Consider the following 22,231-nt stretch of genomic DNA (forward strand, 5'->3'; position numbering starts at 1 on the left):
AACGGCAGTGAAACCCAACATGAACAAGGATCAAGTGTTGGGTTTCGTCCCTCAACCCAACCTACAGATATTATAAGTGTTTAAGCGAACATGATATTATCTGAAATTTTGATAACCTGACATCTTGCATCTGGTGACATCAAGGTAACAAATATTACATAAAATTTGACTCCTTCTCGTCCGCCTAGGACTGTAAGTCCCAGGCTAATAGGCGAAGTCCATTAAAATGGAACGGCACTTGCTACAACGGGGGGAACCCCAACGCCAGACGCCTCAAGTCGCAAAGCTCGCCGGACGGAATCTTCCGCCCGGCAGACTTTGCGGGAAACCCGCCCACGGCGCTGGCTCCGCAACGCAGTGCCTCCTGAAAAAACTAGAACTGATTTTTGAGTAAATATAAACACTATTTCATAGAAGCATTAGTAGTTTACTCGTAATGGTGGAAGATCTCAGATAACTTTTTACTGTTCACTGTTCACTGTTCACTGTTTTAATGAATTGTGGCAGTGTTGAGATTTATTAAGTTGGCATTATGAAGTATCAGCAAGTACTCGTTGGGTTGGTTCTAGCGATAGTTCTTTTCTTGTTTCCCCTGTCAGCAGAGGGAGTCGGTTCTTCGAGTATTCGGCGTTCCACAGACGATGCATTCAACGGTAAGGATTTTTCTGGTCAAAGCTTGATTGGATCTGAGTATATTAATGTCAAGCTTAAGAACGTTAACTTTAGCAATGCTGATTTGCGCGGTGGCGTTTTCAATGGTTCGATATTAGAGGGAGTCAATTTGCATGGTGTAGATTTTACTGAAGGTATAGCCTACTTGGTCGCTTTTGAGGGTGGTGATTTCAGCGATGCAATCTTTACAAACGCAATGATGTTGCGTTCTACCTTTGATGATGTAGATATTACAGGTGCTGATTTCACCGATGCAGTTCTAGATCGTCTGGAAGTTAAAAAACTTTGTGCGAAAGCAAGTGGGGTGAATTCTAAAACTGGTGTTTCTACGCGTGAGTCTTTGCAATGCCGATAAAGTTACTGGATATTAGCTTAGCCGTCACGATGTTTTTGTAAGTAGAAATTTTTGGCGATCGCTTCCGAGTGAGCGATCGCTCTATTTATGTTCCCTCAACCTGGGATGAAGTATCATCTTGCCATAGTAAAAAGTCAAAAGTGAGCCAGTGCTCGACTAGGGTTCCACAGGCTACAGGAGCCAGTGCGTTGGGCGGGTTTCCCGACTTGTAGACGCCGGAGGCGGCTTCCCGGAGGGTAGCACCTGGCGTCAACTGGCGTTAGCCCGGAGGGCGTGCCGCAGGCATACCCGCAAGGGTAAAAAGAAAGAACTCTTATGCTACAAGCTTTTTACCTATTTCAAATGGTCTGTTTCTTTCCGCGCCCGCTGTACTAGTGCAAATAATAATACCTGCACGACTGGGCTGCCAACGCACTAATTTTTACCGAGGAAAATATTTGTTAGTAAAGCGATACGCCTTTATACGTCTGTTGCTACGAGTGCAATCGCAGATTATTTAAGCAACTCCATACCCAGTATACGGGCGCTTGTAAGGTGGATGCAGTCCCAAGATAATGTCTTCTTTAGGTATGCCCATCTCGACTAATTCTTGAGCAAGATTGGCTTCTGTCATATTGCGTTGAATCCAAACTTTACTATCCTTGATGTCTAAATGAATGAAACAGTTATAAACCCGTTTGAGTCCCGACCAGCCAACATCTAAAATTTGGTAGTGGTCGTGTTCTGTATCAAAGACAAGCTGGCACTCAACATTGTTATCTGAATTACCAGACTCAAGATTTGCATGAGATGTCAACAGTTGGCGGATGATTTGACGGTATTGCTCTAGTCTGTCCATTTAATAATTACCTGCTGAAGTGGCTCGTATACAATTAATTTAACTTGATATACTTTGACTGCTTCCTGAGTAAATGGTTCTTGAAAAAATGATTCAAATGTATCAACAGGAACTGCCAGATACAGAATTCTATTTGGTTCGCTCATCTGTAATGCTAGGCGGTAGTTTAAAAACTGTCCTAATGCCCCATGAAAATCGGTAATTGCCGAAGGATTTAGAAAGCTTTTGATTTCAACTGCAATCTTGCGTCCTGCTTTTTGGGCCGCCAAGACTTTCTCTGCTGCTAGATCGATCTCAAATTTCACCTTCTCGATTTTGATCGTTAGCGGATCTGCTGTAATTATCCACTGATCTTTGAGGAGTGCTTGCTTGACGGCATTATGAAATAGGTCTTTGGCAGCCATTATTTTTGAGTCCTTTAACATATTAAAACATATCAGCAGGATCAGCCGCTTGGAGTTTGCGGGTGGCGATCGCCCCAGAAATAACACACATAATAATGGTCAACATGAGCACCACTAAAGCTCGTGTTAATGTCATGTATATCGGCAAATTTGTCGCTGTTCTTGTTAAAGAATAAAGTCCCAAAGGAACTATTGTTCCTGGAAGAAAGCCCAGAAATGCGAGGATAAGAGCTTCTTCAAAAATGATTCCTAAAAAGTATAAATTGTGATAACCCATTGCTTTTAAGGTTGCGTATTCCTTCAGGTGTGCATTGACATCGGTAGAAAGAACTTGATAAACGATAATAATGCCAACAAGGAACCCCATTGATACACCCAAACCAAAGATAAAACCAATAGGGCTTTCTGTCTGCCAGTAGTTTTCCTCAAACTGAATAAATTCTTTATGAGTGAGGACTTTGACATCATTGGGTAAGTAAGCTCTTAATGCTGTTGCGACTTGCTGTGGATCGTAACCTGGTTCAAGATAAACTAAACCCAGATTAATACTCGCTGCTTGTCGTCCGGGAAACAGCCGTAAAAAATTCTGATCACTGGTAATCAGGTTTCCCTCAGCCCCAAAGGAAGTCCCCAATTTAAATAAGCCATTGATAGTAATGGTATGATTTTCTGCTTCGGTAGTAACAGTTTTACCTTGTTCAATTTGAGCGATCGCTTCTTGATATTGCCCTCTAGAACCTTTGTCAAATAAGAAAGTATCTGGTAGCTTAATCTTATCTAACTGTTGGTTAACTTCTGGTAGACCAAAAGCTGGTTGCTCAGGATTGAACCCAAGCAGTTGAATGGAAGTTTCACGACGAGTTTGGGGATTTTTCCAGGTGATAAAACTCACATACAATGCTTCTGCCGACTTTACTCCTGATATCGAGGAAGCTTGGTACAGTCGCCGCCGGGAAAATGTAGACAGATTTTGCATATTACGACCTTTCGGACTGACTAAAACAATGTCTGTCTGCAAAACTCGGTTGAGGCGAGTATTACTGTCATAAAGTGCAGTCTGAAAGCCAAGCTGCATGAACATGAGCACATCAGCAAAAGCAATACCTGACAATGCGACAAGCAGACGGCTTTTTTCATGACTCAGTTGCAGCCATCCCAGAGGTATTCGCCGCTGTAACTGTTGTATGAATGCAATCAAAGTGAAATCACCACCTTAACCTGTAGATTGGTAAACTGAGCAGCTTTCTGGCTTGATATCTTATCGAGTCGGATATGCACTTCCACAATTCTGGCGTCAATATTAGTACTAGGATCGGTATTGATGACACTCTGGCGACGCACTTGTAAGCCTATCCGCTCGACTTTTCCTTGCAGTTCACCAGGTAGAGAATCACTGATAATCCGCACATCTTGCCCAGGACGGATTTTACTGATATCACTTTGGTAAACTTCCGCAACAGCATACATTTGGCTGGTTTGCCCAATTTCAACAATGCCATCACTTGATACCACTTCCCCTGCACGTGTGTGTATCTCCAACACTTGAGCATTTTGTGGTGTTCGCACGTAAGCTTGTTGCAAATCTTTTTGAGCTTGATTCACTTGTGCGATCGCATCATCAACTTCTGCTTTTGCTGCTTCCACATCCACTGGACGCACTTCAGCTATTTTCTGGAGTGTGGCTTTCGCCTCGCTAATTTGTTGACTCAGCGTTGTGTTAATCCGGGTGAGAACAGCTTGAGCTTCACTGATTTGCCTGCTACTGGTATCATCAATACGGGTGAGTATTGCTCTGGCTTCTTTGAGTTGCTGTGTTGCAGTGTCTACACTCAGGCGTTTACTATCAAATGAAGACTTAGAAATTGCACCATTCGAGTAGAGTTGGTGATTGCGCTGATATTCGGCTTGAGCGTTGTTGAGTTGGGCTTGCAATTTCTCAACAGTTGCTTGTTGCGCTATCTTATCGCCTTGGGACTGTGCTTTGAGTCGGGCGATCGCCTCCTCTTGCGCTATCCTCTCACCTTCCCACTGTGCCTTTAATCGCTCAACTGTGGCTTTTTGTGCTTCAATTTCACCCTGTTTTGCACCTGCTTGCACTTTAGCAAGGTTTGCCTGTTTCACTTTCACTTGTTGCTGTGCTTTAACGACAGCAGCTTGAAGACGATCTTTGCTGTCAAGAATAGCAATCACCTGACCTGTTTTAACTTCCTGCCCCTCCTTGACTAACAATTGTCCAACTCGACTTTCTTGACTAGATGTTGGTGCAGAAATTTTAATAACCTCTCCCTGTGGCTCTAGCCTTCCCAAAGCAACGACTTTTATGATTTTAGAAATGGTTTGGTGAGATTTTTGGATCTCATTAGACTTGTGTGACTGTAACTGCCAGAACCTGTATGTTGTCACCCCTGCAACAACAAATGTTATGACAGCTGCCAGTATTGTCAGTGGGCGACGGCTATGCTTAAAGAATGAGGAACCGCTAGCTGTTGCATCACGCACCATAAGGTGCCTCCTGTGGGACAAAATAAACTAAATAGTTTAATTCCTCTTTTTAAACTAAACTGTACAGTACAAGCTGTCAAGAAAATTTTCGCCCCAGTGCGCGTGTTGCATACACTCCATATAGGGGGGGGATTGTTATATCCCTACAGGAAACCTTTATTGCAGAGTTGCAAACACCTATAGCCGGCTATTAGCAAGAGATGAAAAAATGAGAAAGACACAAGCTAATAATTTAGATCGTAAACTGTCAGAAGAAAAAGTGGATGCCATTCTGGCAGGTGCCATGCAAGAATTTTTGGCACATGGCTATGCTGCGACAACAATGGATCGGGTGACAGCAGCAGCAGGCGTATCTAAAACAACTGTTTACAGCCACTTTCAAGACAAGGAAGGACTATTTACTGCCCTGATACAGCAACTTATACTGGAAAAATATTATGCATCATTTAACCCACAAAAAGCTCAATTGATGGAAGGTGAAGCATCTATCATCCTGCGTCACTTGGCATTCAGTATGCTAAACAACATTATAGGTGACCAGCAGGTGTTAGGATTAATGCGCTTGATAGTTGGTGAGTCTGGACGCTTCCCAGAGTTAGCACGAGCTTTTGTTCTTAACCTTGAAAAACCATTCTTGGAGGATTTGTGTCAATTCCTCATGTCCCGTCCTGAACTCAACTTACCTGATCCAGAAGTTGCTGCGCGAGTCTTGGTCGGAACCTTAGTACATTTCATCTTGATTGAGGAAATACTTCATGGCAATGATATTTTACCAATAGAGCGGGAGCGCCTGATTAACAACCTGATTAGTTTGTTGACTGCAAATCAGACTCAGAAGGATTTACCAGCAGATCAATACTCAGGGACAAGGCAGAAATCTTTCAGGCGTAACCGTAAGAATTCCGGTAAGTTTGAGCGAGATTATGACTCTGAACCGAAACGTTTAAGATCCATCAGACTCACAGATACAGCTTGGGAAAAACTGGCCCAAGTCGCTGCTAAACATGAATTGACTCGCAGTGAGATGATTGAGATCATTGCTCGTGATGGTGAACTGACTTGAGGATTCAGAATGAGTTCTTTGAAGAAACACTTTTAACAGGGAACAGGGAATAGGGAACAGGGAACACCCGAACAGGGAACAGGGAATAGGGGAGCAGGGAGATGGTGTTTCTTTCGTATGTTGCTGGTGGTTTTCTACCTAAGCGTGAGAGGCTCAGGTTTAGCATGACTTGCAAACTTGCGTATATACATGGTTAAAAGAATCAGTGATATCAAGTTCGGGTGATTACTTATAATAAAATTTATCAATGTAGGTTGGGTTGAGGAACGAAACCCAACATAAACTCAACTGCGGGTGTTGGGTAACACGAGCGTTCAACCCAACCTACAGATATTATAAGTGTTTAACCGAACCTGATATGAGACTAAGTTGCGTTCTATAGCAGTTGCCAGGTAGGTTAGGACATGAACTAATGAGAAAATACGGACACCACGAGACTTTCAAGCCTGTTAAGAGTTCCCTGCTATAACGGAGAACTTAATGTGATTAAGATTGCTGATACCAATTTGAAAAAAGAATGCGACAGATACACACTCCCAAACCCTTGTTATGTTTGGCTTTCTTCATTTTGCGAAAAGTTAAGCCAGTCGCTTGCGGGGGTTCCCCCCGTTGTGCGAACTGGCGTGCGCGTCCGGGTTTCCCGGCGCAAACTTTTCAAGACGAATTTTGATAGCGCAGCGTGGCACGAAGTGCCATATTTTGAATTTTGAATTGGTATGAGTCCCTCCCTTGCCCGCTACTTTGCATGGAACAGCGACACACTTTGTGCTTACACAATTGACTTGTGCTACCTGAGAATTGCAACTTGTCAGTGTTGACTGTTCACGGTTTGAACGTTCATCAGTATATCTGAGACATCGGTGCGCGAAATCATTACGTAGTTGTACAAAGTTCAATACACTATTGCGGGCGCGATCGCAATTATCTGTGTCGCTTTTCAGCTATCAATTAACATGAAACAAGTATCATGTTAAATTTATTACTTTTGACTTGTGTCTACATCTGCATCTGTTATTTGGTAGATATTTCTAGAGATAGTGGTCGTAGTAGTGTCTTTTGTCAACAAACAAGAGGGAGCTTCTGGAATGATTGAGAAGTTATAAAATCATGACATTTAAGTACTATCACTTAGTGCTCTATTTTTTAACTTACTTAAATTGTTCATAAAATTTGATGGCATCTTTTAAAGGGTTAATCAAAATTGAGCGCAAGCGTTTTTCGTTGACATACACTATCTTCTGAAGTTGATTTCAGGTTTAGTTAATAAAGGGAATTTACTTTTGCTGGGGTTTCATGAAAATTATAGAAAACGGGTAACCTAGGCGTGATGGCGGTTCTAGACGTTAAAATTATCGCCTTATCGTATAAACCACTTCTGCGCTGCCTCAAAGAGTACATAACTCGCTTCGCTTAAATTCAAAGTATGCCTGCGGCATGCTGCGCTATCAAAGTATGCCCTATGCCTGCGGCACGCAATCATGCGAACGGGCACGCTGCGCGTATGCGCAAAGCGCACGCCCAAAGGGCTAAAGCGAAGCGTCTCCGCAGGAGATACAAAGTTCAAAATAATAACTCTTTTTTTTGAATTCCCGAAGGGGCGGTTGCCCGTTTTCTACAGAATCAGTCCAAGGCTTTAATGCGTCAAATTTCTCTCATATCTGCAAGAAATGAGTACTGAATAAAGTCTATATTTGTAGTACTTTTTTTACTTTGTATTTTTTCTGTAAAAATCTTTGGTTAAATTAAGTATTATTACTGATATATTTTCTACTAATAAAATAATAAATTATTACTGGATTAGTTACTTTAGTAAAAAAACACACATTTTTTTGAAGCGAGGGATGCTGCATCAAAGCGTGAGATGTTTACGTTGTTTTGCGATGTCTATGGTAACTAAGTCTACAAAAAATCACTGTATAGACATCGCGGAATTTCAGGACAATTAACTCCCTAAGTTCTATATCCTTCCGTAAACTGCGCGGTTATGGGAGAATTCAAGATTCAAAATTATAAGATTGAATTTGAGTAACTTTGAGCACTCATCTTACGGAGGAGATGCCAATCGCGCGTAGCTTGTACGTAAGGATAGAAAGACTTAATTAACAGTCACAAATAATACAACTAGAGGAATCTCATGTTTCATCGTCACATTGTCTCGGCGTGTTTGCTTGTGTCAGGGTTTGCCGTATCAGTGCAGACAGCTTATGCTCAGACCCCTCCGGTTCCATCAGCCAGCGCCCGCGTCGCTACTTCCTACAACAATCCGCTTTATTCTAACCTACCCATCACCGTTTTCATAGAGACAGTAAGCAGCAATAATAGCCCTGTAAACAGCGAGTATACCTGCGTCGGCGTTGCGCCTGGAGCAATCTTCTCACAACTCACCTGCGGTGTTCCTGGCGGATCACAACTCACTGGCGGTTCTAATGGTTCGGTAGCAACTGTTGGTCCAATCATAGTCGGTAAAAACGACGCTACAATTTGTTGGGCTGGTAAATTTTTGTTCGCGCCCAACAAATACGCCTATCAAAGTGGCTGTTCCACGCCGAAGCAGATAGTAATTGATACACAAGCCCCTGCCAATCCAGCAGCACCACCAGTCCTACCGAACCTACCCCTTCCTGGTCTTTCTCAATAATCGCAGTTCAGGAAAACTTGATAAAAGCAAGACTAATACCAATCTGCGTTCAGACATAACAACCCCAGTCCTCTCCCAATTTGAGCTATCTACAAGATGCCAGTCATGGATATCAATTTGGGAGAGAGGAAAAGGAGGCAGAGTAAGCTTCGTACTACCTTTGACTGCAACTTATTGAGGCATTCTCCCGGTTAAAAATCGGGAGATTCAGACAAAAATGTTCTGTGATTTTTGGAGAACTGCTTTAAGGGTGAATGACGAAAGCACGCTTATGCCCTATGTCCAGAGGACATGCTGCGCGTACCCCTACCGGGGGTGCTTTGCGCTTACGGACGCGCCTACTTGCTCGCAGTTTGTTTGAAAATACTTCCATGCCTCCAATAAGAAAGTTTCTTACTCAAGCACTCAACTACTAGAGAGTCAAATTTTCATGCTTCATCGCAAGATTTCGCCGCTTATGCTTCTATCACCGTTCTCGGTACCAGCTGCGACAGCATCCCCACCAGAAAAAGGCAATCCCCAGTCAGTTGAGATGCCTGAGAGTACGCCTAGCCTCACGGACTTAGTGCTGCCTAACAAGGACAAAGGCATAACAAAAACAGAAGTTGAATTACTTATTACACAGGCTATTCGAGACCACGAGTTTAGAACTACTGTCCACGCTATATTCATGATAGTTGTAGTCTACACAGCTGGGTTCTTTTGCGGTTTCTTGTTATTCCTAAGTCAGTGGACACCGCATCACTAACAATACGGTTCGGTTAAGCTATCAACGACTCAGCCCTCAACAAAGTAGGGCTGGGAACCGCATTACTGATTCTCAAAAATCTTTGGAAGATTGCTATGGCTTGATTTATTTCCCCTGTCTACTTACTTTTCTTTCAAAAAGTACATCTTCATGCAGAACAACTATAAGCTATAAAGTCTGTCCCGTTGTGTTCTGAATGTATTCCAAAACTTTTTGATAAGAATCTGAATTACTTACGGGGTTAATGACTACTGAAATAGTACTACCTGGTAACCAAAAAGTTATCCTACCATTATTTGGTTCATGACGAAAACAACTAATACTGTCGAGGTTAATGATATATTCGTTCCTTTCATAAAGAATTTTTACCCAAAAGGATTTCTCGAATTCTAACCCTGTTATATGTTCTACATAATCTAAAATCTTTTGATAGTCTTCTTGGTTACTTTGGCGGTTAATAACTATTGAACTAGCACTATCTGGTAACCAAAAAGTTATTCTGCCATTTCGTTCATGACAAAAAGCTGTAATCTGCTTCAAATTGATTATATATTCATTTCTTTCATAGATAATCTTCACCCAGTACGCCACAAAATTGCCTCAATCCTCAACAATAATAACGGTCAGCGCTACACTCATAAACAATTTTAGTGGTATAATTTATAGTTTGTCATTAGCCATTGACAATCGAACAAATGACTAATGAACGGCAGATGCTTTATGCCGGGGAACCCGTCCACCGCACTGCCTCCTAATGACTATTTAAAATACTTCCAGTGGTGTTTGTACCTGAGAAGATGGATAATAACGAGCAATTGTCGCTTCGATAAAACCTTTAAATAAAGGATGAGGTGCACTGGGAGACGATTGAAATTCTGGATGAAATTGGCAAGCAATAAAGAAGGGGTGATTGGCAATTTCGATAATTTCTACTAGGCGTCCGTCGGGAGAAGTCCCACTAATGAGATAACCAGACTCTACAAAGATGTTGCGGTAAGAGTTGTTGAACTCGTAACGATGTCGATGGCGTTCATAAATCACTTCTTCTTGGTAAAGTTTGAAAGCCAAAGAGTTAGGAAGCAAACGACAAGGATATAAACCTAAGCGCATTGTCCCGCCCAAATCAATGACATCCTGTTGTTCTGGCAATAAATTAATAACTGGATTTTTGGTATGTGGATCAAATTCAGCGCTGTTAGCATCTTGTAATCCGGCGACATCTCGTCCCCATTCTATGACTGAACATTGCATTCCCAAGCACAAACCTAAGAATGGGATTTCGTTTTTTCGAGCATATCTAATTGCGGCAATTTTGCCATCTACCCCCCGGACGCCAAAACCTCCTGGGACTACTATTCCATCCACACCTTCGAGATAGGTTTCGGCTGCTTCAGTTTCTAGTTGTTCTGAATTTACCCAACGCAGGTGCAGTTCGCTACTCATCGCAATTGCTGCATGACGCAAAGCTTCCACAACTGAAAGATAAGCATCACTCAGCTGCACGTACTTACCTACAATCGCAATTTCCACCCGATGAGTGGGACTGTATAATTTTTCTACTAGTGTTTGCCACTGCGCCAAATTAGGTTGGTGTTGTTCCATGTTCAGCAACTCTAGTGTTTGCTGTGCTAATCCTTCTCGTTCTAAATTCAGGGGGACTTCATAGATACTCTTAGCATCTTGAGATGGGATGACGCATTCTACTGGTACATCGCAAAATTCAGATAATTTGTGTTTTAACGATGTTGGCAGTGGGCGATCGCACCGACAAATTAAAATATCCGGTTGAATACCAATGGATCTAAGTTCTTTCACCGAGTGCTGTGTTGGCTTAGTTTTCATCTCACCCGCTGAGGCAATCCACGGCATCAAAGTGACGTGCATATACACCACATTTATTCGTCCTACATCCTTCCTGAATTGACGAATTGCTTCCAAAAACGGTAGTGATTCAATATCTCCTACTGTCCCACCAATTTCTGTAATAACCACATCAGGATTTGTATCTTTAGCAACTCTAATAATCCGTTCTTTAATTTCGTTTGTAATGTGGGGAATAACTTGAACTGTGCCACCATTATAATCACCACGACGCTCTTTATTAATGACGGCTTGATAAATTGAACCAGTCGTCACGCTGTTCAACCGGGACATAGAGGTATCAGTAAAACGTTCGTAATGTCCCAAGTCCAAATCTGTCTCAGCACCATCTTGAGTCACAAACACTTCCCCATGCTGAAAAGGACTCATGGTTCCTGGATCGACATTAATATAAGGGTCGAGTTTGAGAATTGAGACAGAATAATCTCGTGACTTGAGCAATCGCCCCAGACTTGCTGCTACAATTCCCTTACCAATACTAGAAACAACACCGCCAGTTACAAATACAAACTTAGTCATAGTATTTTTAATTTTGCGCAACTTCTAGAAACACATGCCGTCATTGTGCCACAGTCACCCCCTTCGGGAATTCAAAATTCAAAATTATAAATTTCAAATTATAAATTTAAATTATAAATTTATTTTTTTGAATTCAACCCCCATGCTTTTAGGGGGAGGTGCTTAACTCCGCTCTTGTTGTCAATTATTCTTTTATTTTGACGTGAGATCACTTTTAGGATTAATCTTATTAAGTTCTATAGTCACCCCCTCTATCGCTTTGGCTCAAGAACAATCCCTCAAGGTTGTTTTTCCGAAAACAAACTACCAGACTTCTGCACAGAAAATTTTCTTTCTTGGTACAGCACCATCAAGTGGAGAGGTTTTGATCAATAATCAGCCAGTAACCCGTAGCAAGTCTGGTCATTTTGCCCCAAGTTTCCCCTTACAGTTGGGAGAAAATCTTTTTACTGTCCGCTACCAAAATCAAGAAATCCAGATTAGGGTGACAAGACTTTCCACTCAACCGGAAGTCCCACAGGGATTAGGCTTTGCAAAAGATTCTCTCACGCCAAGGGTGGACATTGCCAAACTTCCAGGAGAACAGATTTGTTTTAGTGCGTTAGCCCCTAGGGCGACTCCCTCTGGGAGTATCGCCCCTGGAACCGCTTCCTCTGGGAGTATTGCCGCACCGAATGTGAGTGTTTCTGTAAAATTGGGAAATCAAACTGTTTCTCTTTTACCCCAACCTCAACAAGCACAACTACCAGCAAATTCTGCCGCTTTAACAGGGCAAAACCAACCCTCAACCCAGTCTAGCGCTGGCAAATATCAGGGTTGTACGACAGTTCCTCAGTTTAATCCTCAACTGTACGGTAACAACATTGTCTCTGGTGCTGTTGCTGAGAATTCTGCCAGAAATATAGATTTGGGTAAACCAGAATTCCAACTCACGCTGAATGGTAAAACAATAACTCAACAAGGAACTGGAAAAGTCACCATCCTCTCACCTGAACAGTTGGAAGTTGTAGAGGTCATAGCAGACTCTGGAGTTGCACGCACTGGTCCGAGTACAGATTATTCTAGACTAACACCTTTACCTAAAGGCACACGAGCAGCAGTCACAGGACGCGAAGGTGAGTGGTTGCGTTTGGACTATGGTGCTTGGATCAATACTAAGGAAACTCGTCCTTTACTAGGAGCAGTTCCTCAACAGAGTATCATCCGCAGTGTTGGCTATCGTAGACTTCCTAGTATGACAGAAATGGTTTTCCCGCTGCAAGTTCCTGTTCCTGTGAGTGTGCAGCAAGGTGACCAGACTTTTACTCTAACTCTTCATAATACCACTGCTCAGACAGATATTATTCGCTTAGATGATGATCCTCTAATCTCTCGCTTAGATTGGCAACAATTACCACCATACGTCCCAGGGGGACAGCCAGGAGTGCAGTACACTTTTAACCTCAAAAAAGCTCAACAGTGGGGGTATAAGCTGAGGTACGATAACACGAGTCTGGTGCTATCTTTACGTCACTCTCCTTTCATCTCCTCTACTAATACTAGGGAAACAAGGGGGATGTTCGCCATACAAAAGCCGTTATCTGGAATCAAGATTTTACTCGATCCAGGACATGGAGGAAAAGAATCTGGTGCATCCGGACCAACAGGTTATCTGGAAAAAGATGTGAATTTGGTGGTTTCTAAGTTAGTGCGCGATGAGTTGGTGAAGCGAGGAGCGAAAGTGGTGATGACACGGGAAGATGATAAGGAAGTGTCACTACCTGATCGTGTGGCAATTATTGATAAAGAAGAACCAGCGATCGCCATCTCCATACATTACAACTCCCTACCCGATGAAGGTGATGCCGAAAAAATCAAGGGAATGGCAGCCTTTTGGTATCATCCCCAAGCTCACAGCTTCGCAGTTTTTATGCAAAAGTATGTTGTTAGCAAGTTAGGACGACCATCCTATGGGGTCTTTTGGGATAATTTAGCACTGACACGTCCAGCAAGTACACCGTCTGTCTTGCTGGAATTGGGTTTTATGAGCAACCCTAATGAATTTGAGTGGGTGACGAATGCTCAGGAACAAAAGAAGTTGGCAAAAGTCATAGGTGATGGAATTGTTGAGTGGTTCCGTAGTGCCCGCTGATGCCTAGGCTAAATATGTACAGCGTTGGAAAACAAGGTTATTCTGGGTCTTTTCTGAATTAATACTGATGATAGTCTAATAAGCTGTTCTATATTTAACTTACATAATTTGTCGCCGGAAGCTTTTTATTGGCTTGGCTCATTCTGGAAAGTTAGATGTGGTTCAGCTTAGCAGTATTCAATTAGGTAGAACACACAGCAATGCTGTGTCGCTATCATGTGATTTGTATAAATGACAAATCACATGTAGTGTCAGAAAAAAATGCAACGTAGACGTGGATGATCTCATTCTTAAAGTTTTCTTATACCAAAGTTTTAGTTCTTTATGAAGTCATTTTTTTGAATCAAGAAGGCACAATATAGGTAGAATAGTCCTTTGTGGCACTATGCGTGATATTTTATTATTTTTATTTTAGGTAATTGATAATACGTTATTTAATCTTATAATAAAGTGAGTTGACGATTTTTCGTATTATTTAATACAATATTTTCAGCAAAGATATTTCCTATATAAGTAGCATCTACAACATAGGTATTTTCCATAACTATGTAGTCAACTCAAATCTTCCCAAAACACTTTTTCTTAAGAAAGGATGAGCCATGGTGCAAACTTTAAGCGTTTCTGGAACAACCAACTATACGGCTGCCGCTACTCCCCAAATTGTTGCCGCCAATTTGACTATTTCTGACCCTGATAGTAACACTCTAAATGGTGTTTCGGTTATCATTAACTCTAACTTCAAGACAGATCAAGACCGGCTTGGGATTGCTGGACAGAACGGTACCAATGGCACTATCAATAATCTGAACTGGAACTACGACACAACAAGAGGGGTTTTAAGCATAACTGGTACCGCTTCCAACGAAGCTTACCAGAATGCACTGCGCCAAGTTACTTACAGTAATATCAGTGGCAATCCCACTACAGCAGTGCGTAGCATTGAATTTTCTCTGGGGACGACCTTAGGAAGTGCAGAAAATAACCGCTTTTACGAGTTTGTCTCTGCTCCCAATATTACCTGGACAGATGCTCGGTCTGCAGCTGCTAATCGTGAGTACTTCGGACTCAAAGGTTATTTAGCAACGATCACCTCTGCGGCAGAAGAAAACTTCATCCAAGGCAAAGTTCAAGGAAACGGTTGGATCGGAGGTAGCGATGCTGAGACTGAGGGGGACTGGCGTTGGGTAACAGGACCAGAAACTGGAACCCAGTTTTGGAGTGGAGGTCCAAATGGTACTTCTGTTCAAGGTCGTTACAACAACTGGGCACCTGGTGAACCAAACGACCTTAATAACAACGAAGACTACGCCCACATCATTGGTAACTCCGCGATTGGTCAAGCTGTACAAGGTAAATGGAATGACCTTCCCAACGCTGTGCAGAGTGGAAATTATGTATCTGGCGGTTACTTTATAGAGTACGGTGGCTTACAAGGCGATCCAACTCTACAACTGACTGGTAGCGTCAGTGTTAACGTGACTGGAAATGCTTCAGCTAATGCTAGGACTTCTAAATTTGATTTTACTGGCGACGGCAAACCAGACATTCTGTGGCGGAACTCTCGTACTGATGAGACTGCTCTTTGGAAGATGAATGGTACCACATTAGAAGAGTCAATCTCACTTCCGAAAACCTTTAGTAATGCCTGGGAAATTAAAGGTCAAGGAGACTTTACAGGTGATGGCAAAGTCGATATCCTGTGGCGGAACTCTCGTACTGGCGAGAATAGCATCTGGCGCATGAATGGTACTACCTTAGATCAGGCAACTTTAACTACCTCAGTCCCTGATCTTGCCTGGGAAATTAAAGGTGTATCAGACTTTACAGGTGATGGCAAACAAGACATCCTGTGGCGCAATAACCGCACAGGTGAAAATTCAATTTGGGAAATGGATGGTACTGCCCTCAAACAATCTACCTTGCTTCCCTCAGCAGATACTGCTTGGGAAATCAAAGGTCTCGCAGACTTTACAGGTGATGGCAAAGACGAAATTCTCTGGCGCAATAAGGGTACTGGCGAGAATGCAATCTGGCAGTTGGATGGTACTACCCTCAAACAGTCTACCCCACTGACCGCATATGCAGGAGATGCTTCTTGGGATATTGTCGGTGAGGCAGACTTTACAGGTGATGGCAAAGTCGATATCCTGTGGCGCAACTACCGCACAGGTGACAACGCTATTTTGCCGATGGATGGTACAAATCCACAACAGGTTATTTCGTTGACTCCAGTCCCGGATACTAACTGGAAAGTCGAAGGGCTGGCAGACTTTACAAATGATGGTAAGGTTGACATTCTCTGGCGCAACTCTAGTACTGACGAGACTGCTATTTCGCGGATCAATGGTTCTAATTTAGAAGAACCGCTTGCACTTCCCAAAACTGGTAGTCCTTCTTGGGAAATCAGCTTCCCAACTTCCTACCCGGTTTGAAGATAAGTTGCATAAGAGTGAATTGACTCTGTGATTTAATTTCCTCGCAGGTGTGGTCAATAGTTTTGTTTATCACACCTGTGAGTTTTTATTTTTAAACAAATTTTAACTTCGTTAGAAAATTAGAACAGATTGGCATTGGAGATTAGTCAGGCTGTATTGCCTTACGCCACCAAACTCGTTTCAACGGTTCGCCTGTTTGCTCATCCAATATTTCAAGCGTCCTTGTCGCACCGCCCCGTCGAAATGGAATAATTTTCTTAACCGAACAGTATTGGGGTGCAACGGACGTTAAGCGAACGCGAGTGCGTGCGCCTCTGGCGCTTAGCTCTGCCGTAGGCGATCGCTTGCTGTCACGCCCCAAACTTCTCATCATCTGGTGTTCGCCGCCACTCGTGCAAAATTGGTATAGTAAATAAACCCCACGCCAAACCAGTCATCAACCCAAAAGGCGTAACAACGTAATTATTAAAACTCCACCAACCTAAAACCTCTGCTGCCAATTCCAGTGGATACGCCATCATCAGAACACTAGCAAGCGCCGCACCACTCCAACCATACTGTTTTAGCCAGTAAAAACCTTTACCACCTGTAAATCCATATAACAGACGTGTTATCAATAACCCTGTCACAGTACCGTAGCAACGCATACACACAGCCATAATATACGGTGGTGATAATGCTACCCCCATCTCCGGCTGCGGACATACATGAACGCCCATGAAATAAATAATATTCGCAATTACGGGTAACATCGGCAACCCAGACGCCGCCAAAAAAGGAGCAGTAAGTGGTCCCACCACCATCCCTGCTAATAAGAAATCAGCAACTGCACTCACCCAACGAATTTGAAAGTGCTGAGTAGAAGAACTTTTTTTAAAAACTAATCCTGGCAACATTTCTTTCTTCTTTCGTTTTTCCTTGGCGTCCTTGGCGTCTTGGCGGTTCGTTTTTCATACGCAAGGTGGGCAATATTGCCCACCCTACCTTCTTAACTCACTTTAGCAGTATACGGACTAGTTAACTTCTGCAACTGCTGTAGTAACAAACTGAGGAACAACCCAACATCTGTTACCACACCAACTGATTCTATAGAACCTCTATCGCTCAACTTTGTCACCACAGCTGGATTAATATCCACACAAACCATCTTCACACCAGCGGGAGTCATATTCCCCACGCCGATTGAGTGCAGCATACTCGACAGCATCAAAATCATATCTGCACCTTTGAGCAGTCGGGCGTATTCAGTTTGTGCTTTGATCAAATTCATTTCGGTATCGGGCAAAGGACCATCATCGCGAATCGAGCCAGCCAGACAGAATGGAACTTTATTACGGACACATTCATACATGACGCCACTCTGAATAACCCCAGCCTCAACAGCTTTGGCAATACTACCATAACGGCGAATGGTATTAATGACTTTTAGGTGATGGCGGTGTCCACCGCGTACAGCCACACCCCGCTTCATATCCACACCGAGAGAAGTTCCCATCATCGCTTGCTCAATATCGTGGACGGCGATCGCATTTCCACCCAGTAACGCCTGCACGTATCCTTCTCTAATCAGTTTCGACAGATGCTCACCGCCTCCAGTGTGAATCACCACTGGCCCCGCTGTGACAACTACTTTACCTCCGCCATCTCGGATTTTACGTAATTCCCAAGCCACTTGTTCAACGACAAGTTCCACACGTCGCTCGCTGGAAACTCCCGACGACATAAAGCTGAATTCTTCAGCATTGCGTTTTTCCCGTGATTCTGTTTTGCGGACGGTGCGAATACCTAGCACATCCACAACCACTTCTTCGCCGACTTCAACGTCGCGTAGTAGTTTACACTGTGCTACTATGCCTTTGGGTGTTCGAGTGATGGCGATCGCCCCATCCATCCGCTGATTCTGTACCTTCACCCATTCACCGTTAATCCGCACTTCGGTGGGATAAATCGTGCTAACGTAAAAATCATCAGGAGCTACCCCTGCTTGAATTACCGGCTCCAATTTGGCATCGCGCTCATCTTGAGGCAAGTCTACCGCACCCAAATCAATCAGATGCGATATGATGCTTTCCATCACCTCATGGGAAGGCGCTGAGACTTTTACCTCAGCTGCTGATGTACTTTGTCGCTGCTCTCCCAGTGAGAAATTTAGAACTTGGAAGCTACCGCCGTTATCAACAATCAAATCCAAAGCCCGGTTAATCAAGCCAGAGTCAAGCAAGTGTCCTTCTAGGTTAAAGACGCGACTCTCCACCGACACATTCGCATGAAGTTCTTCCCGTACTGGTTCCGTCACCCGTAGCGTCAAACATTTCGCCGCGCCACCAGCTTTGAGAAATTCCGTCAGCGGTGTTTCAATAACTTGGAAACCAACTTCTGCAAGGCGTGCTTTCAGTGGTTCACTCGCCTTATTCATCACAACAATGCTGTCCACATTCACAGCATTGCAAGCAAAGTTGACCGCATCAGCTTCTGTAATCGCTATCCGTTTTTGTTGCGGTACCCGCATTTCAATTAAGCGGTTGGAGTAGGAATCAAACGCTGGTGGATAGTATAGCAGATAACCATTAGCCAGCGGACAGAAGCAAGTATCTAGGTGGTAGAAACGCTCATCAATCAGTCGCAACGACAGCACCTCAATATCCAGCCATTTTGCTAGATAAGGGTGAGAATCTAATTCTGTACGGAAACCGTATCCAGCCCAAAGCCAGCGTCCTTCCCGATCCAAGAGTGCGTCCCCTGCACCTTCAAAGGGTAAGTCTTTGGGTAATTCGTGGACAGTGTAGCCGTTATCCTCAAACCATTGCTTGAAATAAGGTTCCTCGCCCTGGCGCTCTTTATGTAAAAAACGACTCAATACAACTGTTTTCCCTAGTACCAAACCAGCATTTGCCGTAAACACCATATCGGGCCAGCCTTTCTCGGGTGGTACTATGTCAACAATTGCGTTTTCTTTAAGGATGTGATGCAGTTTGTCCCACTGTTCTACAGCACGGTCTTGCGATGACTTGTGAATGTTCCCTTCCATCCAGGGGTTAATCACATAGTCTACATCGTAGTAGTGGGGAGGACAGATTAAAAAGCGAATCTGGGAAGTCATATGGTTAGATGCTATTAGCCTTTCTCTTATACAAATTTTTACGGTCTCACAACGTATAGTTTAATACTGTTTACCGTGCTAAAGTCAAATTTCTGTATTTTTGTAGACAGTAGAATGCCCATGCTCTATTTTATCCTGCAAGGAGTACAACGCGGACTACTTTAGTACTCCATCTTCCATATGCGCTACTCGGTCAGCCAAATCTAAAATCCGTGGATCATGGGTCACAATTAACACTGTGCAGCCTTGTTCTTTTGCTAGTCCACGCAGTAACTCCATGACCAAATGTCCGCTGTGAGAGTCTAAAGCAGCCGTTGGCTCATCCGCCATGATAACCTGTGGACGACCAGTTAAGGCACGGGCGATCGCCACTCTTTGTTTTTGTCCTCCCGATAAATCACGAGGAAGCAACTTTGCTTTATCACCCAGTCCCACTTGTTCCAACAAAGCTTGTGCTTCCTTGCGTGCGAATTTTCCACGAATTCCTTTTACATTCAACGCTGTTTCTACATTTTCAATCGCTGTGAGTGCTGGAAACAAGTTAAAATCCTGAAAAATAAAGCCAATGTTCTGTCTTCGGAACTTAGCTAGTTCAGTTCGAGACATTCTCGTAATTTCTTGCCCAAGTAAATAAACATTGCCAGCCGTCGGAGTCAAAAGTCCCGCTAAAATAGACAGCAGAGTCGTTTTCCCTGAGCCAGAAGGTCCCATTAAAATTTCTATATCACCCTTTTTGATCTCCCAGTAAACTTTTTTCAAGATTTGAAGGCGCTGCTGCTTGGAATTGATAACCATTTCCACCCCCTTGGCAATAATTGCCCCTCTTGGGGTGTAATTCATTTGATATTTGCTCTGAGCAAATTTATCAAATTTCTTTTTATAATCAGCCATCTCCTCAAATTCTTTAGGCATATATAGTTTTTAATTATTAGTTGATAGTTGAGTGCTTTCGACTACTAAATATTTACTGTTCGGTTTTTGTCATAATTAGCACTGAATTTCAGAAAAGTTAATAAGTACCAAGAAAACTATCCTTTAAAAACAATCGCTGGATCCACGCGCGTCACTTTTTGAATGGCAAAAACAGCAGAACCGACGCACATCAACACTGTAATTCCGAAAACAATCAGTGCTGATACTGGTGTAATTAAAATGACAATTCCTTGTGTTGTTGATGTCCAAGCTGCTACTCCTACGCAAAGAGCGATTCCTGGTAGATAGCCTAAAATTGCCATCCAAATTGCTTGCTCAATAATTACATTGTAAATAAACCAGTCAGATGCTCCCATTGCTTTGAGGGTGCCAAATTCTTTTATATGATCTGTAACAGAAGCATAGAGAATTTGACTCACTACAACTGCTCCAACAACAACGCCAACCACCGCACCAAGACCGAGAATAAATCCAATTCCAGAGCGAACCTGCCAAAAATCTTGTGTGATTTTAGACATTTCTTGACGAGTGTAAGCACGGCTATCTGGCAAAGCCTGTTCCAAATCCCGCTTGAGTTTCGCGATGTTTTGACCTCGTTTTGCCCGAACCAAAACGAAGCTAATCTGGTCTGTTGATACTGGCTTTTTAGCAGAGGTACCCACATTATTTGGAGAAGCTGTTGTCTGAGTTCCGTAATTTCTATAAGTATTAGCAGTCTCTAAAGACGTGAACATTAAAGTACCGAAGACAATTGATTGAGTTCCTTGAGTGAAACCCACTAACTTTGCTGGAATGTTGTTAATTTCTCCTACCTCACCCAACCTTTTGAGATCAATAGAATTCAGGTTAGTTTTGTCAATCATGAAACGGAACGATTGCTTTAAGTCATTGAAACGACCTTCAACAATATTTGAGCGGTCAAATAACATCCCCTGTGGATCTGCACCAACCAGCGTAATAGAATTAATCTTGTCTGTTGCAAGTTCACGCCAAAGCCCACCATCAATAATGACAGCTTCAGCTTTGTCTACACCTTTGACTTTGCGCGCCTTGGTAACTCGCTCGTAGGGAATTGGTATAGTTAGCCCCAAATGCTGCATATTTTTTGAAGACACCCAAATATCAGCACGGGATTGATCAATTAACTGAGAAGAAGAACGAGCAAACCCATATTGAAGACCTGTTTGAATGGTAACTAGGCTAACAGCAAATAAAATTCCCGCCTGCGCCACCAAAAAGCGAGGAATGTCTTCCAGTAAATTTTTACGAGCAATTGAAGCCATAAAATGAATTTAATCATTGGTCATTGGTCATTGGTCATTAGTTGTGCTACTAATGACTAACTGGGCTAACTAGCACTATTCGTTTTAGAATATACTCTTCCTTTCCAAGTTCCTCCTCGCTTTTGCCAATGACGCACAGCTGAGTCTATAGTCATAAGCGTATATAGGAGCGCAATTCCTGGAAGACACAGTGCCAACCAAGGTGAACACCTATAAAATCGGATCGTAGGCAAGTAAGCGCAACTCATAAGTAGCCAGCCTAATGAGCCGACGCACGCTACAAGCCAAGTTCCTGTGAGCAAACCGAAGATTGCACTAACAGGTGGAACTATGTAAACAAGTATCATCCCTAAGACTGCTAAGATTAACAGCCCTAAAGAATAATTTAGCTGGGTAAAGGCAGTTCGGGCTACCATGTCCCAAACTGTTGACAGCGAGGGATAAGATCGCAAGCTGTGAGTTGAGTCGTCTAGTCCTAGCCAAATTTTGTGAGATGAGGAGAAGGAGGGAGGGAGTGAGGGAATATTTTTTTCTTCTGCTTCTCGTGCTTTCCCAATCGCCTCATGGGGAAGTTGGGTAAAACAGCTAGACTTTACTGCTTGCCCTAAGGCACAATCATCAATGAGCGCATTACGAACAACTTGAATACCACCAATCCGGGTTAAAGCTTCACTCGCAATTAAGATACAACCACCAGCAGCAGCAGCTGTTGGTTTTGTAGAATCGTTC

General features: G+C 43.1%; 18 protein-coding genes. 6 read left to right on the top strand and 12 right to left on the bottom strand.

Features of this window, described 5'->3' with window-relative positions:
* Positions 1-532: 532 nt before the first annotated feature.
* Positions 533-1,027, top strand: coding sequence for a pentapeptide repeat-containing protein (locus DP116_RS01505; protein WP_169153487.1), 495 nt, complete (start codon positions 533-535; stop codon positions 1,025-1,027).
* 496 nt (positions 1,028-1,523) lie between these two features.
* Here the strand turns inward: DP116_RS01505 and DP116_RS01515 are convergent, their stop codons facing one another.
* From DP116_RS01515 to DP116_RS01530, 4 genes are read right to left on the bottom strand one after another with little or no spacing between them, the layout of a single operon-like run.
* Complete coding sequence (locus DP116_RS01515) at positions 1,524-1,865, bottom strand: XisI protein (RefSeq protein ID WP_169153489.1); 342 nt, start codon at positions 1,863-1,865, stop codon at positions 1,524-1,526.
* The gene (locus tag DP116_RS01520; RefSeq protein ID WP_169153490.1) at positions 1,853-2,269 is read right to left on the bottom strand and encodes a XisH family protein; all 417 of its coding nucleotides are present in this window, start codon (positions 2,267-2,269) and stop codon (positions 1,853-1,855) included. The genes DP116_RS01515 and DP116_RS01520 overlap by 13 nt, the downstream gene beginning before the upstream one ends.
* 22 nt (positions 2,270-2,291) lie before the next feature.
* Complete coding sequence (devC, locus tag DP116_RS01525) at positions 2,292-3,467, bottom strand: ABC transporter permease DevC (RefSeq protein WP_169153491.1); 1,176 nt, start codon at positions 3,465-3,467, stop codon at positions 2,292-2,294.
* Positions 3,464-4,771 carry an ABC exporter membrane fusion protein gene (locus DP116_RS01530; RefSeq protein ID WP_169153492.1) on the bottom strand — a complete coding sequence of 436 codons (1,308 nt, stop codon included), beginning with the start codon at positions 4,769-4,771 and terminating at the stop codon, positions 3,464-3,466. Before DP116_RS01530 ends, devC begins: the two co-directional genes overlap by 4 nt.
* 208 nt (positions 4,772-4,979) lie before the next feature.
* Between DP116_RS01530 and DP116_RS01535 the strand changes: the two genes are divergently transcribed.
* From DP116_RS01535 to DP116_RS01545, 3 genes are all read left to right on the top strand, one after another.
* Positions 4,980-5,834 carry a TetR/AcrR family transcriptional regulator gene (locus DP116_RS01535; RefSeq protein WP_169153493.1) on the top strand — a complete coding sequence of 285 codons (855 nt, stop codon included), beginning with the start codon at positions 4,980-4,982 and terminating at the stop codon, positions 5,832-5,834.
* A 2,134-nt stretch (positions 5,835-7,968) separates the two neighbouring features.
* Positions 7,969-8,472 (top strand): hypothetical protein, encoded by a 504-nt coding sequence (locus DP116_RS01540; protein ID WP_169153494.1) that lies wholly within the window; start codon positions 7,969-7,971, stop codon positions 8,470-8,472.
* 430 nt (positions 8,473-8,902) lie between these two features.
* Positions 8,903-9,220, top strand: coding sequence for a hypothetical protein (locus DP116_RS01545; RefSeq protein WP_169153495.1), 318 nt, complete (start codon positions 8,903-8,905; stop codon positions 9,218-9,220).
* Between the two features lie 168 nt (positions 9,221-9,388).
* Here DP116_RS01545 and DP116_RS01550 read toward each other — a convergent pair whose 3' ends face one another.
* Positions 9,389-9,811, bottom strand: coding sequence for a hypothetical protein (locus DP116_RS01550; protein WP_169153496.1), 423 nt, complete (start codon positions 9,809-9,811; stop codon positions 9,389-9,391).
* A 171-nt stretch (positions 9,812-9,982) separates the two neighbouring features.
* Positions 9,983-11,620 (bottom strand): CTP synthase, encoded by a 1,638-nt coding sequence (gene pyrG / locus DP116_RS01555; protein ID WP_169153497.1) that lies wholly within the window; start codon positions 11,618-11,620, stop codon positions 9,983-9,985.
* A 202-nt stretch (positions 11,621-11,822) separates the two neighbouring features.
* On the opposite strand from pyrG, the gene DP116_RS01560 reads away from it, so the two are divergent.
* Both DP116_RS01560 and DP116_RS01565 read left to right on the top strand, forming a co-directional pair.
* Positions 11,823-13,751: an N-acetylmuramoyl-L-alanine amidase gene (locus tag DP116_RS01560; RefSeq protein WP_169153498.1), complete on the top strand. Its 1,929-nt coding sequence runs from the start codon at positions 11,823-11,825 to the stop codon at positions 13,749-13,751.
* 599 nt (positions 13,752-14,350) lie between these two features.
* Entirely contained in the window at positions 14,351-16,183 is a 1,833-nt protein-coding gene (locus DP116_RS01565) for an FG-GAP-like repeat-containing protein (RefSeq protein ID WP_169153499.1), read from the top strand.
* A gap of 145 nt (positions 16,184-16,328) precedes the next feature.
* Here DP116_RS01565 and DP116_RS01570 read toward each other — a convergent pair whose 3' ends face one another.
* The 6 genes from DP116_RS01570 to DP116_RS28910 form a co-directional block, all read right to left on the bottom strand.
* On the bottom strand, positions 16,329-16,559 hold the full coding sequence (locus DP116_RS01570; RefSeq protein WP_169153500.1) for a hypothetical protein: 231 nt from the start codon (positions 16,557-16,559) through the stop codon (positions 16,329-16,331).
* Positions 16,537-17,082 (bottom strand): DUF2085 domain-containing protein, encoded by a 546-nt coding sequence (locus tag DP116_RS01575; RefSeq protein ID WP_169153501.1) that lies wholly within the window; start codon positions 17,080-17,082, stop codon positions 16,537-16,539. The genes DP116_RS01570 and DP116_RS01575 overlap by 23 nt, the downstream gene beginning before the upstream one ends.
* Positions 17,083-17,174: 92 nt before the next feature.
* The gene (argZ, locus tag DP116_RS01580) at positions 17,175-19,286 is read right to left on the bottom strand and encodes a bifunctional arginine dihydrolase/ornithine cyclodeaminase (RefSeq protein WP_169153502.1); all 2,112 of its coding nucleotides are present in this window, start codon (positions 19,284-19,286) and stop codon (positions 17,175-17,177) included.
* 156 nt (positions 19,287-19,442) lie between these two features.
* Positions 19,443-20,198, bottom strand: coding sequence for an ABC transporter ATP-binding protein (locus tag DP116_RS01585; protein WP_169153503.1), 756 nt, complete (start codon positions 20,196-20,198; stop codon positions 19,443-19,445).
* Positions 20,199-20,314: 116 nt separating this feature from the next.
* Positions 20,315-21,502 carry an FtsX-like permease family protein gene (locus DP116_RS01590; protein WP_169153504.1) on the bottom strand — a complete coding sequence of 396 codons (1,188 nt, stop codon included), beginning with the start codon at positions 21,500-21,502 and terminating at the stop codon, positions 20,315-20,317.
* A gap of 65 nt (positions 21,503-21,567) precedes the next feature.
* The coding region (locus DP116_RS28910; protein WP_479686329.1) for a glycosyltransferase at positions 21,568-22,231 on the bottom strand (664 nt) is incomplete at its 5' end.

The sequence above is a fragment of the Brasilonema bromeliae SPC951 genome, from assembly GCF_012912135.1.
GTDB lineage: Bacteria > Cyanobacteriota > Cyanobacteriia > Cyanobacteriales > Nostocaceae > Brasilonema > Brasilonema bromeliae.